This is a genomic window from Mesorhizobium sp. P2_A12 (assembly GCF_056405075.1).
Map to the genome: position 1 here is coordinate 372,634 of NZ_JBFUCU010000003.1, position 16,601 is coordinate 389,234.

Annotated in this window: 13 protein-coding genes and 1 riboswitch; of the genes, 5 read left to right on the forward strand and 8 right to left on the reverse strand. The window is 63.2% G+C overall.

Translation table 11 applies throughout. The features are described 5' to 3' along the window. Positions 1-174 precede the first annotated feature (174 nt). From AC1DZU_RS09365 to AC1DZU_RS09375, 3 genes are all read right to left on the reverse strand, one after another. Positions 175-1,314, reverse strand: coding sequence for an efflux RND transporter periplasmic adaptor subunit (locus tag AC1DZU_RS09365; RefSeq protein ID WP_477283894.1), 1,140 nt, complete (start codon positions 1,312-1,314; stop codon positions 175-177). A 52-nt stretch (positions 1,315-1,366) separates the two neighbouring features. Further along, the gene (locus AC1DZU_RS09370; protein ID WP_477283896.1) at positions 1,367-1,987 is read right to left on the reverse strand and encodes a TetR/AcrR family transcriptional regulator; all 621 of its coding nucleotides are present in this window, start codon (positions 1,985-1,987) and stop codon (positions 1,367-1,369) included. A 186-nt stretch (positions 1,988-2,173) separates the two neighbouring features. Then, positions 2,174-3,814 carry an acyl-CoA synthetase gene (locus tag AC1DZU_RS09375; RefSeq protein ID WP_477283898.1) on the reverse strand — a complete coding sequence of 547 codons (1,641 nt, stop codon included), beginning with the start codon at positions 3,812-3,814 and terminating at the stop codon, positions 2,174-2,176. 152 nt (positions 3,815-3,966) lie between these two features. Between AC1DZU_RS09375 and AC1DZU_RS09380 the strand changes: the two genes are divergently transcribed. Further along, on the forward strand, positions 3,967-4,932 hold the full coding sequence (locus tag AC1DZU_RS09380) for a sugar-binding transcriptional regulator (RefSeq protein WP_477283900.1): 966 nt from the start codon (positions 3,967-3,969) through the stop codon (positions 4,930-4,932). Between the two features lie 92 nt (positions 4,933-5,024). Beyond that, positions 5,025-7,079: a bifunctional aldolase/short-chain dehydrogenase gene (locus AC1DZU_RS09385; protein ID WP_477283902.1), complete on the forward strand. Its 2,055-nt coding sequence runs from the start codon at positions 5,025-5,027 to the stop codon at positions 7,077-7,079. A 44-nt stretch (positions 7,080-7,123) separates the two neighbouring features. On the opposite strand, the gene AC1DZU_RS09390 is transcribed toward AC1DZU_RS09385, so the two are convergent. The 4 genes from AC1DZU_RS09390 to AC1DZU_RS09405 all read right to left on the reverse strand — a co-directional run bounded on the left by AC1DZU_RS09390 (position 7,124) and on the right by AC1DZU_RS09405 (position 11,799). Next, positions 7,124-7,969: an acyl-CoA thioester hydrolase/BAAT C-terminal domain-containing protein gene (locus tag AC1DZU_RS09390; protein WP_477283904.1), complete on the reverse strand. Its 846-nt coding sequence runs from the start codon at positions 7,967-7,969 to the stop codon at positions 7,124-7,126. A 142-nt stretch (positions 7,970-8,111) separates the two neighbouring features. Further along, positions 8,112-9,164: a substrate-binding domain-containing protein gene (locus tag AC1DZU_RS09395; RefSeq protein WP_457150317.1), complete on the reverse strand. Its 1,053-nt coding sequence runs from the start codon at positions 9,162-9,164 to the stop codon at positions 8,112-8,114. A gap of 48 nt (positions 9,165-9,212) precedes the next feature. After that, positions 9,213-10,208 carry an ABC transporter permease gene (locus tag AC1DZU_RS09400; protein ID WP_477283907.1) on the reverse strand — a complete coding sequence of 332 codons (996 nt, stop codon included), beginning with the start codon at positions 10,206-10,208 and terminating at the stop codon, positions 9,213-9,215. Between the two features lie 79 nt (positions 10,209-10,287). Then, on the reverse strand, positions 10,288-11,799 hold the full coding sequence (locus tag AC1DZU_RS09405; protein WP_477283909.1) for a sugar ABC transporter ATP-binding protein: 1,512 nt from the start codon (positions 11,797-11,799) through the stop codon (positions 10,288-10,290). A gap of 135 nt (positions 11,800-11,934) precedes the next feature. Here AC1DZU_RS09405 and mtnK point away from each other — a divergent pair, with 135 nt between their 5' ends. Continuing rightward, complete coding sequence (mtnK, locus tag AC1DZU_RS09410) at positions 11,935-13,206, forward strand: S-methyl-5-thioribose kinase (protein WP_477283911.1); 1,272 nt, start codon at positions 11,935-11,937, stop codon at positions 13,204-13,206. After that, entirely contained in the window at positions 13,203-14,297 is a 1,095-nt protein-coding gene (gene mtnA / locus AC1DZU_RS09415) for an S-methyl-5-thioribose-1-phosphate isomerase (RefSeq protein ID WP_477283913.1), read from the forward strand. The genes mtnK and mtnA overlap by 4 nt, the downstream gene beginning before the upstream one ends. 135 nt (positions 14,298-14,432) lie before the next feature. Here the strand turns inward: mtnA and AC1DZU_RS09420 are convergent, their stop codons facing one another. Next, complete coding sequence (locus AC1DZU_RS09420) at positions 14,433-14,972, reverse strand: Lrp/AsnC family transcriptional regulator (RefSeq protein ID WP_477283915.1); 540 nt, start codon at positions 14,970-14,972, stop codon at positions 14,433-14,435. Positions 14,973-15,020: 48 nt separating this feature from the next. On the opposite strand from AC1DZU_RS09420, the gene AC1DZU_RS09425 reads away from it, so the two are divergent. Then, a complete protein-coding gene (locus AC1DZU_RS09425) occupies positions 15,021-16,196 on the forward strand; it encodes an MFS transporter (RefSeq protein ID WP_477283917.1) in 1,176 nt (391 codons plus the stop codon). Between the two features lie 196 nt (positions 16,197-16,392). Beyond that, positions 16,393-16,540, forward strand: a riboswitch (FMN riboswitch). The last annotated feature ends 61 nt before the right edge of the window (positions 16,541-16,601 follow it).

A 16,601-nucleotide genomic window follows, 5' to 3' on the forward strand; every position in this document is an offset into this window, starting at 1 on the left:
AAGATCGTTCGGTAGCGGCTTCCGGGCGGCAAGGCTCTCCGAGCGGAGAAACACTCATCGCGGTTGGGGACGCGAAAATTGATGCGCGGGGGGTCACATCAATCGAGCGCCTCGGTTCGAGCATTTGCCGCCCGGAAACCAGCGGCTGCGGGAACGCGCAGCCGGTGTCTGTCGTCAGCGCACCTGCCTGGTGTCGCTGTCTCCCGCAGATGCGGATTGCACGGTATCGCCGGTGAGTTTCACTTTCAGGTTCTCGGTCATGAACTGCGTGCCGGCAGCGACCACGACATCGCCGGGCTGCAATCCTTCGGCGACCCGCACGCCATCGGCGGCGAACTCGGCGACCTTGACCGGGCGGGCGTGGACGGTGTCGGCGCCGCGATCGAGGGTCCAGACGATGGACTGGCTGTCTTGCTTGGCCAACGCGCTCAGCGGGATCGAAACGAGCTGCCGTTCATTGGCCGCCGATGCTTCGATGCTGGCGGTCATGCCGAGCAGCACGCGCGGATCGTTGGGCAGGCTGACGCGAACGGCAAAGGTGCGCGACTGCGGATCGGCGCTGCCGGCGACTTCGCGGACCTTGCCCTCGAGCGTGAGTGCATCGTCGGACCAGAAGCCCGCCTTGACGATCTTGCCCGGCTTGAACTCGGCGATTTCCATTTCCGGAACCGCGATCAGCACTTCCTTTTCGCCGTCGACCGCGACGGTGACAACCGGCGTGCCAGAGCCAACCACCTGGCCGACATCGGCGCTGACGGCGGTGACGATGCCGTCCCTGTCGGCCTTGAGGTCGGTGTAGCCGGCCTGGTTCTTGGCCTGGTCGAGCGACGAGCGAGCGGAATCGCGGGTGGCGACCGCCTGGTCATAGCTCAGCGTCGCCTGTTCGAGCTGCGATTTCGGTGCAAAATTCTTGGCAAAAAGCTGCTCGGCGCGCTTGCGGGCAAGCTCGACCGTCTCGACCTGCCGCTCGGCTGCATCGAGCGCTGCCTGAGCGCTTTTGACCGAAAGGTCGTAATCGATAGGATCGATGCGGGCGAGCACATCGCCCGAGGCCACATGCTGACCAATGTCGACAAGGCGCTCCGTGATCTTGCCGTTGACCCGGAATGCAAGGGCGCTCTCGGTGCGGGCCCGGACCGAACCGGAATAGGAGAGCGTGCGGGTGTCATGCGCCTGGGCGATCTCGACGACCTTGACCGGGCGGATGATGTCCTTGACCTCGGCTTTCTCCTGCGAGCAGCCGGCAAGCCCGAGCGCCGCGACGATCAGGCCGGCGACCGGCAGCTTGCGAAGGATGGAACGGGACAAAGACATCTTGCTACTCCGACTGGAGATGATTGGTCGACACCGGCACCTGCGTGCGGCGCTATTTCAAGGCCTTGATTGCATAATCGATGAGGTCGTCGGGCATCGCCCGATTGGTCTTGGCAAGACACTGCGCGACCATCTGCGGATGGCACAGGATGACGGTGGCGGCGCCGAAGCAGCGCGACGCGATCACCGGATCCTGTTCCCTGAACTCACCGGCCTCGATGCCATCGCGGATGACTTCCGCGAACAGATCGTGGATGCTGTCGACGTGCTTGTCGATGACGCCCCAATCCCGTTCGAGCGCGACGATCACCATTTCATGGACCTTCTGCTCGTCGAGCATGACTTCCATCGTCATCTTGTATTGCGCATGCACGTAGCGCCGAAGCCGCTCCTCCGCGCTGATCGGCAGGTGGCAAATCTCATAGGCCATCTTGTAACTGGCACCGAGCATCCGGCCGCAGACGGCCTGGTGGATTTCGACCTTGGTGGCGAAGAAACGGTAGATGTTGGCCGGCGACATGCCGAGTTCACGGGCGATGTCGGCGACATTGGTCTTGCCGTAGCCGTAGTGCCGGAACAGGCGCTCGGCGCAGTCGAGAATGCGCGTCACATTTTCCTGCCGGGCGACCTCCTGTCGGGCGACGTCGGCGACTATGTTGGCGGCTTCGGACATGGCTCTCGTTGTTTATGACTGACGAATTTCAATTTTCGTCAGTCGTAAATCGAAATGGCCGACCTGTCAACGCGAAATCGATGTACGCGTACGATTGGTGACAGCTGGTGACATCCAACAGACGTCACCGGGCGGCACGAGGATGCGGGCCGCTGAAAATATTTTCGCGAGAGGCTGCCGGAGACGTCAGGCGACCTTGGCCATCTCCCGCAGCCGGAACTTCTGGATCTTGCCGGTCGAGGTCTTCGGGATTTCGGCGAAGATCACCGCCTTCGGCACCTTGAAGCGTGCAAGCAATGCCCGGCAGTGCTCGATGATCTCGGCCTCGGTCGCCGCCTTGCCGGGCTTCAACTCGACATAGGCGACCGGCACCTCGCCCCATTTGTCATCGGCCCTGGCGACGACGCCGCAAGAGGCAACCGAGGGGTGCTTGTAGAGCGCATCCTCGACCTCGATCGAGGAGATGTTCTCGCCGCCGGAAATGATGATGTCCTTGGAGCGGTCCTTGAGCTGGATATAGCCGTCGGGATGCATGACGCCGAGATCGCCCGAATGGAACCAGCCGCCGGCAAAGGCCTCTTCGCTCGCCTTGCGGTTCTTCAGATAGCCCTTCATGACAATGTTGCCGCGGAACATGACCTCGCCGATGGTCTCGCCATCCGCCGGCGTCGCCTGCATTGTCTCGGGATCCATGATGGTCAGGCCTTCGAGCGCTGCATAGCGCACGCCCTGCCGCGCCTTTTTGACACTGCGCTCGCCCTTTTCAAGATTGTCCCAGGCGCCATGCCATTCGTTGACGACCGCCGGGCCATAGGTCTCGGTCAATCCGTAGAGATGGGTGACGGCAAAGCCGGCATCGGCCATGCCCGACAACACGGCTTCTGGTGGCGGAGCAGCCGCGGTGTTGAAGGTGACGGTCTGCGCGAATTCGCGCTTGTCCTCGTGCTTCGCATTGATCAGCACCGACATGACGACAGGTGCGCCGCACAGATGGGTGACGCCGTGGTCGGCGATCGCATCGTAGATCGGCTTCGGCCGCACCCAGCGCAGGCAGACATGAGTGCCGGCCTGGACGGCGAGCGTCCATGGAAAGCACCAGCCATTGCAGTGGAACATCGGCAGCGTCCACAGATAGACGGCGTGCTTGGCCATGCCGGCATGGATGGTGTTGGTGTAGGCCATGAGGGCAGCACCCCGATGGTGGTAGACGACACCCTTCGGATTGCCTGTGGTGCCGGAGGTGTAGTTGAGCGAAATGGCGTCCCACTCATCGTCCGGCATCGACCAGGCGAAGTCCTCGTCGCCGCTTGCGATGAAATCCTCATAGTCTGATGTGCCTATGCGCTCGCCCTTCGGATAGGGCGCGTCGGCGGCGTAGTCGGGATCATCGTAGTCGATGACCAGGGGCTTGACCCTGGCCAGTTCCAGGGCCTGCTTGACGACGCTGGAGAATTCGCGGTCGACGATCAGTATCCTGGTCTCGGCATGGTCGAGCTGGAAGGCGATGACAGCGGCATCAAGGCGGGTGTTGAGCGAGTGCAGCACCGCCTTGGTCATCGGCACGCCGAAATGCGCTTCCAGCATCGGCGGCGTGTTGGACAGCATGACGGTGACGGTGTCGCCCTTGCCGACGCCACGTTTGTCGAGCGCCGAGGCAAGCTTCAGCGACCGCCGCCAGAAGGTGCGATAGTCGATGCGCTGGCGGCCATGGATGATGGCGACATGGTCGGGATAGGTCTTTGCCGCGCGCTCGAGATAGGTGAGTGGCGTCAGCGGCTGGTGGTTGGCCATGTTCTTGTCGAGATCCTGCTCGTAAGGATTGCCCATCCCGTCCTCCCATTCCATCGAAGACTTCTAACCACAGGCTCGCGCCGGCGTCATCCCCCGTCAAACAGCAAAGGCTACGATCTGCGCCCGGAGACATTCAGCAAGTTTGACTTTTGTCGAAGGCCGTGAATAATGTCAGCCAAGGAGACGGCATGGCGATCCGACCGGCAGAACAGCTCATCCACAAGGCCGCCTGGCTCTACTACGCCCATGGCCTGCGCCAGGACCAGGTGGCGAGCCAGCTTAACATTTCCCGTGCCTCGGTCGCCATGTATCTGCGCAAGGCGCGCGAGACCGGCATCGTCAACATCTCGACCTCGACCCAGCTTTTCACCGACGATGTGCTCGCGCGCAAGCTTGAGGATGCGCTGAGCCTCGACGCCGTCTGGATCGCGCCGGAAAACGACCATATCGCCGACCCGTCGACGGAAATCGCAGTGCTGGCGGCGAGCGTTTTTCTCGAACTGGTCAAGAAGGGCGACCGCATCGGCGTCGCCTGGGGCCGCACCGTCTACATGATCGCCGACATCATGTCCTATGCCGACCTGCAGGACGTCACCGTGGTGCAGCTTTGCGGCAATCTCGGCGCGCCCTATTCCTACCGGCCCGACCAATGCACGATGGAAATCGCGCGGCGGCTCAACGCCAAGGGGCTCAACTTCTACGCGCCGCTGGTGTTGTCGACGGAAGATCTGGCGCGGGCGTTGCGTGCCGAACCAGTGATCCGCGAGCAATTGTCGGGCGTCGGTGAATGCGATCTGGCACTGTACTCGGTCGGCGCGGTCGACGCCGACAGCCATCTGGTCAAATGCGGCGCGCTGACATCAGGCGAAATGGCGGAGCTGCGCAGCCGAGGTGCCGCCGGCGTCATTGCCGGGCAGATCATCGACGCTGACGGCAAGGTGCTCGACTGCAGCTACAACCGCCGGGTGATCTCGGCCGAGCTTGCCTCGCTGCGCGCCATCGCCAGGCGCCTGATGGTCGTGCAGGAGGACAGCAAGTTCGAACCGCTGCTCGCGGCGATCGCCGGCGGACTTTGCACGCATCTGGTGGTTGGCGCACGCATGGCGCAGAGGCTGCTGGATCACGCGGCTGCCACGACAGAGAAGGCCTCCTAGGAAAATACATATTTCCGCCGCCGGCGCATTGTCATCAAAGCGTCGCGGCATTCCTGTTTCACCATCAAAGACAACAACCGGACGAAGCGAACATGAAGAACCTGTGGAACGACGACGCAGCCGAAAAACTCGTTGCCGACTATGCAAAAAAGGGTGTCGGCCGCGACCTGGCGCTTCGCGTCTACACGACGCGGCTGCTGGGCGGCGAGCCGCGGCTGGTCCTGCATGGCGGCGGCAACACGTCGTGCAAGACGACGGCCACCGATCTCGTCGGCGACCAGTGGGACGTGCTGTGCGTCAAGGGCAGCGGCTGGGACATGGGTGTCATCGAGCCGCAGGGCCTGCCGGCGGTCAAGCTGAAGCCGCTGCTCAAAGCCCGCGCACTGAACAGATTGGCCGACGAAGACATGGTTGCCCTGCAACGCGCCAACCTCATCGACCCGTCCTCGCCCAACCCTTCGGTGGAGACGCTGCTGCATGCCTTCCTGCCGCACAAATTCGTCGACCACACGCATTCGACCGCCATCCTGGCGATCGTCGACCAGGAGGACAGCAAACGGCTGGTGGAGACGGTGTTCGGCGCGAATATGGGTTATGTGCCCTACATCATGCCCGGCTTCGACCTCGCCAAAGCGGCGGCCGACATTTTCGACGCCGATCCGACAGTCGAGGGCCTGATCCTCGACAAGCACGGCATCTTCACCTTCGGCGACGACGCCAGGCAGGCCTACGATCGGATGATCCACTATGTGAACGTCGCCGAGGACTACGTCGCTGGGAGTGCCAAGCCGACAGCGGCAAAGGCAGCATTGCCGGCAAAGCTCGCGACACCGGCGGCTATCGCACCGACGCTGCGCGGGGCTGTGGCGGTGGCACGCGGCGAAGGCCGTTTCGACCGCATGATCAGCGACTTCCGCACCTCGGAGGCGATCGTCGATTTCATCAATTCGGCTGAGATCGCCGACTATGCCGGGCGCGGCGTGTCGACCCCTGACCTGTCGATCCGCATCAAGACCGGACCAATGGCATTGCCGGCGCCCGATGCAGACAAGGTCGGCGACTACAAGGCCGTGATCAGGGATCACGTCGAGGCCTTCGCCAAGGACTACCGCGCCTATTTCGAGACCAATGATGCGCTCGATGACGTCAAGCGCACCATGCTCGACCAGATGCCGCGGCTGACGCTGGTGCCGGGCCTCGGCATGTTCGGCCACGGCCGCACGCTGAAGGACGCGAAGATCGCCTCGGATGTCGGCGAGATGTGGATCGAGGCGGTGCGCGGCGCCGAGGCGGTAGGCCGGTTTCATCCGCTCTCCAAGGCCGACCTGTTCCCTCTCGAATACTGGTCGCTGGAACAGGCCAAGCTCGCTTCCAACAAGCCGAAGCCGCTGACCGGCCAGGTGGTGCTGATCACCGGCGGCGCCGGAGCGATCGGTGCGGCGACGGCCAAGCTGTTCGCCGATAATGGCGCCCATGCCGTCGTTGTCGATCTCGATGCCGAAAAGGCCGCCGAGGCGGCGAAGAAGGCCGGCAACAACTCGATCGGTGTTGCCGCCGACATCACCGATCCGCGCCAAGTGCGTGCCGCCTTCGACAGGGCGGTTGCGGTGTTCGGCGGTGTCGACATCCTGGTCTCCAATGCCGGTGCCGCCTGGGAAGGCCGGATCGGCGAACTCGACGATGCGCTTTTGCGCAGGAGTTTCGAGCTCAATTTCTTCGCCCACCAGTCGGTGGCGCAGAATGCCGTGCGCATCATGCTCGAACAGGGCACCGGCGGCGTGCTTCTGTTCAACACCTCCAAGCAGGCGGTCAATCCGGGTCCGAAATTCGGCGCCTATGGCGTGCCGAAGGCAGCGACGCTGTTCCTGTCCAGGCAGTACGCGCTCGACTATGGCGCGCACGGCATCCGCTCGAACGCCGTCAACGCCGACCGCATCCGCTCGGGCCTTTTGACCGACGCCATGATCGCCAGCCGCTCCGGCGCGCGCGGCGTGTCGGAGAAGGACTACATGTCCGGCAATCTGCTCGGCCAGGAAGTGACGGCGCTGGACGTGGCGCAGGCCTTCCTGCACCACGCGCTGGCCGATCGCACCACCGCCGATGTGACGACGGTCGACGGCGGCAACATCGCGGCGGCGATGCGGTAGGCGGAACCGATCGAAACAGGCACGCAGACATTCGTGAACTGCTACTACAGCAGCTCGCGGATGCCTTCCCAAGCCTTTCTGCCCAGCCTTGAATCGGCCTCGTCGTCGCCGCCGTGTGCATGCAATGCGGAGCGTGGTGTATTTTCGCCTGGCAAGAGGATGCGGTGACCCGCATCCGGCGACGAAATGAGATGCGTCACCTTACCGGCTTCGCTACACCGCCGAACAATATCCGTCGCGAACGACAGGGAGGGCCACAGCGCATCGCCGCCACCCGCGACAAGCAGAATCTCGGCCGATGCCGTCTCAACGGGGATGGTCGCCGCATCTGCTTCCCGCTTGGACGTTCTCAAACACCGTTGGAACAGCCCCGTGTAAGCCACGAGGCCTTCCACATACTCTGGTGTCCAGCCCGGATCTGTCGGCACTAACGGCAGGGGAATGCCGTTGAGCGACCATGAGGATCGTTCAGGCCAGCTGACACCGTCTCGGCCCGCACCGATATTTCCCCAAACCACGGATGATGGGCTGATTGCGACCACAGCGTTGATCCGCCGGTCATGGACCGCCGCAAGCAGGGCGGCCTCCGCACCCTTGGATGTGCCGACATAGACGATGCGACGGCATCCTGTTTCGAGGAGACAGTCGGTTGCGGCAAAGAACGTTTCGAGGGGAACCTCGCAGATTCCGGGCACCTGCCCCTCACCGCCGAACCACTGCAGCGCCAAGGCTGACGAACCCTCGTTTGCAAAGAGCCTCGCGCGCCCAACGTCCACACGGCCACTCGATCCACCCAACACCACCACGCCCGTGTTGGCCTGCACGCATCGAAACAATCTTCCGGCAACAGAGCCGGACAGGTTTTCCTCGATTACCGCCTGCGCTTCCATCCTGAACCGACACTTTCGCGGCTGATTTTTCCAGCATCGCAAAACTGGAGTTTTCGGCAAGCCGGTCGTGCCAGGACCTTCGACAAAAAAGCCGCCTGCAACAAGCTGCTGCAGGCGGCTATCGGTTCCAAGTTTGCGAAAGCTACTTGGCGTTCGGGTTCGGCATCCAGGCCGGCATCGCGACATCGGCATGGGCGAACTGCGGCAACTTGGCCGACAGGTCTTCCATGTTCTTGATGTCCTTGTCGACGAGGTCTTTCTGGGTGATCAGCGTCGGCGGCACGACGACGTTGTGGCCGGGGTCTTCACCGGCCAGCAGCTGTGCCAGCGCACGCACCGAGACCTGGCCGACGACGGCCGGATTGGTCGCGGCGGTCGCCGCCCAGGCGCTGTCGGGCTCACGCATCGCGGCGATATCGGACGTCGAGATGTCGGCCGAGTAGATCTTGATGCCCTTGTTCAAACCCGCCTCGTCGACGGCGATCTTCACGCCCTTGGCGAATTCGTCATAGGGGGCGAACATCACCTTGATGTCGGGGTGGGCCGACAGCACCGAACGCGCCTGGTTGGCGACGGAGTTGGCGATCGGGTTGTCGAGCGTGCCGAACATCGCGACTTCGCTGATGCCGGCATGCTTCTTCTTGACGTCGACCCAAGTCTCGTTGCGGCGGTCGAGCGGGGCGATGCCGGCGACATAGACATAGCCGGCCTTCCAGCTCTCGCCATTGTCCTTGACCGCCTGCTCGAGAGCGAGGCGCGCCAGGTCGCGGTCGGACTGTTCGACCTGCGGGATCTTGGGGTTTTCGACATTGACGTCGAAGGCCACCACCTTGATGCCGGCGTCGACGGCGCGCTGGGCGGCGTCCTTCATCGATTCCGTCAGGCCGTGCTGGATGATGATGCCTTGCACGCCGAGCGCTATGGCCTGGTCGACCATATCGGATTGAAGGGCGGCGTCCTGGCGGCTGTCGAGCACACGCAGGTCGATGCCGAGCGCCTTCGACTGCGCCTCGACGCCCGAGAGATAGGCCTGGAAGAAGTCGCCGGTCGAGAGATAGCGCACCAGCGCGATCTTGACGCCGGGCTTGTCGAAAGGCGCCGGCTTGTCCGCGGCCAGCGCCGGGAATTGCATCAGCATGGTTGCCCCGGCCAGCCCGAGTGCCACCTTCCCCAGAAGTCTTCTCGTAATGTTCACCTTGTTTCCTCCACTCTTGTTGAACCCAAAAACCTATCCGGTCGAAAGCTATCTCCTGCCCCTGCCCGAAAGGGCAAAGGTGAAGACAAGGGCGACGACCAGAACCACGCCCTTGACGAAATCCTGCGTGTAGTAAGGCGCGTTCATCATCGTCAGGCCTTGCAGCAGGATGCCGACGAACAGCGCGCCGACAGCGGTGCCGAAGGCATTCGGCTTGGCGGCGCCGAGCACCGCGTAGCCGATGAGCGCCGCGGCGACAGCGTCGAGCAGCAGATTATTACCCGAGGCGATGTCGCCTCGTCCAAGTCGGGCAGCGAGCAAAATGCCGCCGATCGAGGCAAAAACTCCTGAAATAACGTAGGCCCAGATCTTGTATGCCTTGACAGGCGCGCCTGCGAGTTCGGCGGCGCGTTCGTTGCTGCCGACCGCATACATCATGCGCCCGAAACGCGTGTATTCGAGGAAGAACCAGATCAGCAAAGCGAGCACGAGCAGCACGACGACCGACACCGGAATGAGGTTCGGGATGAAGAAATCGAAGCGGTGGCGACCGAGCGCCAGGAAGGCGTCGCTGAACTTGCCATTGGCGACCGAACCGTCCGGCATGGTCATGCCGGTGGCGATCGAGCGGCCCTCGGTCGGGATGCGTTGCAGGCCGACCAGCAGGAACATCATACCGAGCGTCGCCAGGAGATCGGGCACGCGCATGTAAACGATCAGCCAGCCATTGATGAGGCCGACAATGGCGCCGATGAGCAGGCAGACGACGACCGCGACGAGAGCGTTCTGCTCCAGCACCACCATGACATAGGCCGCCGCCATCATCGCTGATGTGGCGACTGAGCCGATCGACAGGTCAAAGCCGCCGACGACGAGCGTGGCGGTGACGCCAAGCGCCAGCACGCCGGTGATAGCGACCGACTGGAAGATGAAGACGGCACTTTGCGGCGAAACGAAACCGTCGGCGGCGATCGCGAAATAGGCGATCAAACCGAACAGGAGCACGATGAAACCGTAGCGAATGGCATGGTCTCGCAACGTCATTCAGCGCCCCCGCGCGCCGCTGCGATTTTTACCCAACTCGAACCCATGGCCTCTTCATTCCAATTCCTTTGCGCCACCCTCAGGCGGCACTGTGCAGCGGTCCGCCGGCGACCTCGGCCAGCAGGCGATCGAGATCGACATCGGCATTGCGATGCTCGCCGACGATGGTTTGTTCAGACATCACCAGGATGCGGTCGGCGGTCTCCAGCGCCTCGTCGAGCTCGGTGACGAACAGCAGTGTGGCGCGGCCATTGGCGCTTGCCCTGAGCTTGGCGGCAATGTCGCGCCGGGCCGAAATGTCGACGCCCTGGAACGGCTCGTCGAGAATGAACAGTCCGGCGTCCTGCGTCATCCAGCGGGCGACCATCACCTTCTGCTGGTTGCCGCCGGAAAGCTCCGACATCTCGTCCTTCTCGGAGCGGCAGACGATGCCCAGTTCCTCGATCTGCCGGCGCGCCGTGCTGCGTTCCAGGCGGCGCCTGAGAACACTGAGGCGCGACATGCGCTTGTGAAACGGCAGGCTGATATTTTCCTGGATATTGAAGCCGCTGACGATGCCGTTCTCGCCGCGATCCTTGGCGACGAGGAACACGCCGGCGGCGATCGCCTCGCCGGTTGTTTCAGGCGCGTAGGGCTTGCCGTTCAGCACCATGCTGCCAGCGAGCGGCTTGAGCACGCCAAACAGAGTCTCCGCCAGCGCCGTCTTGCCGACGCCGACGAGGCCGGTGATGGCAACGACCTCGCCATCGCCCAGCGTCAGCGAGATCGGCCTGGCGCCTTGCGCTATGCGTAGACCTTCGATCGTCAGGATCGCCTTGGCCGAATGCCTGACGACGATCTGGTCGAGGTGGATCTTGCGCCCGAGCATGGCGTTGACCGCGCCCTCATAGTCGAGTGGTTTCTTGTCGAAGACCCCAGAGATGATGCCGTCGCGCATCGAGACGATCCGATCGGCAAGCCGCCTGATGTCAGACATGCGGTGCGAGATGTAGAGGATCGCGACGCCCTGCTCACGCAGCCTGTCGATCAGCGCAAACAGCCGATCGGCTTCGGCGCTGGACAGCGAGGAGGTCGGCTCGTCGAGGATCAGCACTTTCGGCTGATGCGCCAAAGCGCGGGCGATCGCCACCATCTGGCGATCGGCCAGCGAAAGATCGCTGACGCGCGCTTTGAGATCGATGGCCAACCCCATGCGGTCGGCAACGGCCTTGGCCTGGCGACGCACGCGCGCCGGATTGAACAGGAACGGAGCGCCGCTGCCGCTCAAGCGGTCGAGGGTCAAATTGGTGGCGACATCAAGATCGGCGACGACACCGTCATTGATGTTCTGGTGCACGGTGACGACGCCGGCGCGGATCGCATCCGCCGGCGTGTTCGGCGCGAAGGCCTGTCCGGCGAGGCCCATCGTGCCGTCGCCGTGCTCATAGACGCCGCTGATGATCTTGACGAGGGTGGATTTGCCGGCGCCGTTGGCGCCCATCAGCACCGTCACTTCGCCGGCATGCAGCTCCAGCGAGACGCCGCCAAGCACCTCGTTATGGCCAAAGGATTTCCTCAGCCCCTCTGCGCGGAACACGGCATTGCCGACCATGCGTTCCTCCCTGACATGACGCTATGGGCTACATCGGCAATTGTCAACACGATTGACAATTGCCAGATCGCTTCCTAGCTTGGCCCGGCCGCCATGCCTCCGTTATGTTCGGAGCGCATAAGCGGGAGGATGACGATGACTGGAAAATTGCAGGTCGAAGCACTGTCGGCCGAGACGCTCCCGAGCCGTCTTGGCGACAACGAGGCGTTGCGCGCGCGGATCGGCAAGGACACGAGCGCGTGGAAGGTCCGCGAGGTCGGCGACGGCAATCTGAACCTGGTGTTCATCGTCGAAGGCGCCAGCGGTGCAGCGGTGGTCAAGCAGGCCCTGCCCTATGTCCGCCTGGTCGGGGACAGCTGGCCGCTGCCGCTGAAGCGCTCGTTCTTCGAATACCACGCGCTGACCCGGCAAGAGGCGCGCGCGCCGGGCTCGGTGCCGGCGATCTACCATTTCGATGAAGGCCAGGCGCTGATCATCATGGAATATCTGTCGCCACACATCATCCTGCGGCGGGCGCTGATCGAAGGCCGGCAACTGCCTGGTATTGCCAGGGATATCGGCCTGTTCATGGCCCGCACCCTGTTTCGCGGCTCCGACCTGCATATGGCAGCCAAGGACCGCAAGGCCGACCTGGCGCTGTTTGCCGACAATGTCGAACTCTGTGACATCACCGAGAACCTGGTGTTCTCCGACCCCTATTTCGACGCCAGGATGAACCGACACACCAGCCCGCAATTGGACGGTATCGTCGCAGAACTGCGCGCCGATCGCGACCTCAAGGTCGAGGCGCAGCGGCTGAAGCATATCTTCGCCGCCAATGCCGAAACGCTGCTGCATGGCGACCTGCATTCCGGCTCGATCATGGTCACCGACAGCCAGACGCGGATGATCGATCCCGAATTCGCCTTCTATGGCCCGATGGCCTTCGATGTCGGCATGCTGCTCGCCAATTTCTGGATGTCCTTCTTCTCGCAACGGGGACACGAGCAGAGCGGCAAGCGCGACGCCATGCGCGCCTACCTGCTCAGGGTGACCGTCGAGACTTGGGGTGTATTCCGCGCCGAGTTCTCGCATCTTTGGCGCACCGAGCGCACCGGCATGCTCTACCAGAAGAGCCTGTTCGAGGATCAGGGCGACAGGCTCGGCGCCGAACAGGCGCTCGACCATGTGCTGCACCAGATCTGGACCGACCTGCTCGGCTTCGCCGGCATCGAGGTCCACCGGCGCATCCTCGGCCTCGCCCACAATGCCGATTTCGAGACCATTGCCGACGAGGATTTGCGCGCCAGTTGTGAGGCGAAGGCGCTGAAATTCGGCCGCCACCTCGCCGTCAACCGGCGTCATATCCACAGCATCGACGAGGTCAATCATCTGGCCACGCTGATCGAACAGGAGAGCAGCATTTGAACGTCGGCGACCGCCACTATCGCACCATCTGGCTGAGCAACGACGGGCGTTCGGTGGAGATCATCGACCAGCGCTGGCTGCCGCATGATTTCCGCATCGAGACGATCGGTAGCGTCACCGGCATCGCCACCGCGATCCGCGACATGTGGGTGCGCGGCGCGCCGCTGATCGGTGTCACCGCCGCCTATGGCGTCGCCATGCAGATGACCGACGACCCGTCGGATGCAGCACTTGACGCCGCCTGGGAGACCTTGCACGAGACGCGCCCGACGGCGATCAATCTGCGCTGGGCGCTCGACGAGATGCGGCGCTTCCTCAAGCCGCTGCCAACAGAACAACGGGCCGAAGCCGCCTATCGGCGGGCCAGGGAAATCGCCGATGAGGATGTCGGCCTCAATCGCGCCATCGGCGAGAACGGCCTCGCCATCATCAAGGCCATCGCGGCGCGCAAGCCGCCGGGCGAACCGGTCAACATCCTGACCCATTGCAATGCCGGCTGGCTGGCGACCGTCGACTACGGCACCGCCACCGCGCCGATCTACCTGGCAACCGAGGCCGGCATTCCGGTCCACGTCTATGTCGACGAGACGCGGCCGCGCAACCAGGGCGCCCAGCTGACTGCATGGGAGATGGCCGGCCACGGCGTGCCGCATACGCTGATCGTCGACAATGCCGGCGGCCACCTGATGCAGCGCGGCACGATCGACATGGTCATCGTCGGCACCGACCGCACCACCGCCGACGGCGATGTCTGCAACAAGATCGGCACCTACCTCAAGGCACTTGCCGCCGCCGACAATGACGTGCCGTTCTATGTCGCCTTGCCGTCGCCGACCATCGACTGGACGGTGCATGACGGGCTGGCCGAGATCCCGATCGAGCAGCGCTCGGCCGACGAGGTGTCGCTGGTCTGGGGCAAGACCGCTGCCGGCGAGATCGCCCAGGTGCGCATCTCGCCCGAGGCGACGCCCGCGGCGAACCCGGCCTTCGACGTGACGCCGGCGCGGCTGGTCACCGGCCTGATCACCGAACGCGGTGTCGCCAAGGCGTCGCGCGAGAGCCTGAAGGCGATGTTTCCAGAGCGTGGCTGAGACCGGGCTTCGAACCCAACGCTAGAGCCGGATGATTTCAGGTCGAATCGATTTGAAATCTGAATCCGCTTCTAAATCAAATGGATAGAGCATGATGTCGCCCGAAAACCGCTTCACACTTTTCGGCATCAAGCTCTAATAAAGCGGCTTGCTCATATGCTTGGGCGTCGGCCACGTCGCGGTCACGCCCGGCTGCACCGGCCGCTCGAGATAGGTCGACAGGACCACGTAGCTTCGCGTCGAGGTGACGCCCGGCGTTTCGTAGAGGCGTGACAGCAACCCTTCGAGTGCTCTGGTGTCTTCGGTGCGGACCTTGAGCAGCATGCAGGTGTCGCCGGCGACGGTGTGGATTTCCTCGACTTCCGGATACTGCGAAACCGCCATCAGTTCCGGGGTCTTTCCCCAACCCTTGGTGTCGATATGCACGAAAGCCAGCAGCGGCTTCTTCACCGCGTTGGGATCGATGATTGCGGCGGTGTTGCGGATGGCGCCGCTGCGCCGCAGCCGCTTGACGCGTTCGTGCGCCGCCGGCGGTGAAAGCCCCACGCGATCACCGAGCTCGGCATAACTGACCGTCGCGTCATCGACCAGGACGCCTAATATTTTTCGGTCTGTCGCGTCGAGCTCACGGCCCGCAGACCTGTTCTGCGGAATGCCATCTGTTTCTTCGTCCATGTTGAAATCTCCGGTTGCCGCAGAATTTAATGCGGTCATTATGGTCTTATGTCGAACGCTGATCAAGTTGCACCATTGGCCGCAAGCGCCCGGGAGCCGATCCCGGCTCTCGCCTATCTTTTGACCGGCTGCATCGCCGTGATCGGCTCGAATTCGCTTGTGCTGGGCCCGATCGCACCGGCCGTGGCCTTGTCGTTTGCGACAAGCGTGCCGGTCGTCATGATCGCGGCGGCCGTGTTCGGCCTCGGCACCTCCGCAAGCGCCCTGTTCCTGGCGCGCTACATCGACCGGGTCGGCGCCCGCCGGATGCTGCAAGGCGCGTTGCTGTTGCTGACGATAGCGCTCGTTGCCAGTGCAGCGTCACCAACGGTGATGATGCTGGTTGCGGCACAATTGCTGGCCGGCATTGCTGCCGGTATCGCCATGCCGGCCATCTATGCCAGTTCCGCGGCCATCGCGCCGCCTGGCCGGGAAAGCGGCACGATCGGCGTCGTGCTGACCGGCTGGACCTTGAGCATGGTCGCCGGCGTTTCGCTGTCGGCCGTGCTTGCCGATCTCGTGCATTGGCGCGCCGTTTTCGCAGCGGTCGCGCTGCTGGCAACGCTTGCCTTGACCGGTCTTACACTGTCGTCGCTGAGTGACGCCAGGAAGAGTGGCCCGGCGCCGACGCCGCTGGAGGCGCTCGGCATTCCCGGTATCGTGCCACTGCTCGTCGCCTGCGCCGCCTTCATGACCGCTTTCTACGGGGTCTATGGCTATCTCGGCGATCACCTTCACAGCGGCTTGGGGAAGCCGGTGAGCGCCAACGGATGGGCAGCACTTGCCTATGGCATCGGCTTCGGCACGGCTGCTCTCCTCGACGGGGTCATCGATCGCCTGGGCGCGCGCCGCGTCATGCCATTTGCCTATCTTCTTGTCGCCGTCGTCTATGTCGCCATGGCCGCGACGAGCGGCAGCTTCGGCCTGACCATCGCCATGGTGGCGGTATGGGGGCTTGCCAATCATTTCGGACTGAACGTCCTGGTGATGCGCCTGTCGGCGCTCGATCCTTCGCGGCGCGGCACGATCATGGGCTTGAACAGCGCGGTGACCTATCTGGCGGTGTTTATCGGCACCACCGGCTTCGGCCCGCTCTATTCCAGCTTCGGTTTCGCCACCTGCGCGGCGGTTGCGGCATTGCTCATGCTAGTTGCCGCTTCGGCGGCGGCGTGGCGCACGCGATAAAGCGGTTCATCGTTTCGCGGAAACGCCGCTCTATCTCTTCCCTTTTTTGACGCATTCCCAAGGGAAAACGCTATGCGCTTTTCCCGGGAAAACCGCTTCACGCTTTTCCTGGAATTGCTCCAGTTGACAGACTGTATTGGCCATCCGTCTTTCACACGATTGACAGCGGCGCCCTGCCCTTTCATACAAACGGCGTTAATGTTCTCAGGGCGGGGTGAAAGTCCCCACCGGCGGTAAGGGTTTCGACCCAAGCCCGCGAGCGCTTTCCGGCAAAATCGGAGAGGTCAGCAGATCCGGTGTGATTCCGGAGCCGACGGTTAGAGTCCGGATGGAAGAGAACGAACGGAACACGGACCGTCTCGGCGGGCCGGATTTCGTATCGTGCGTCCTGATTCTGGTTCGAAA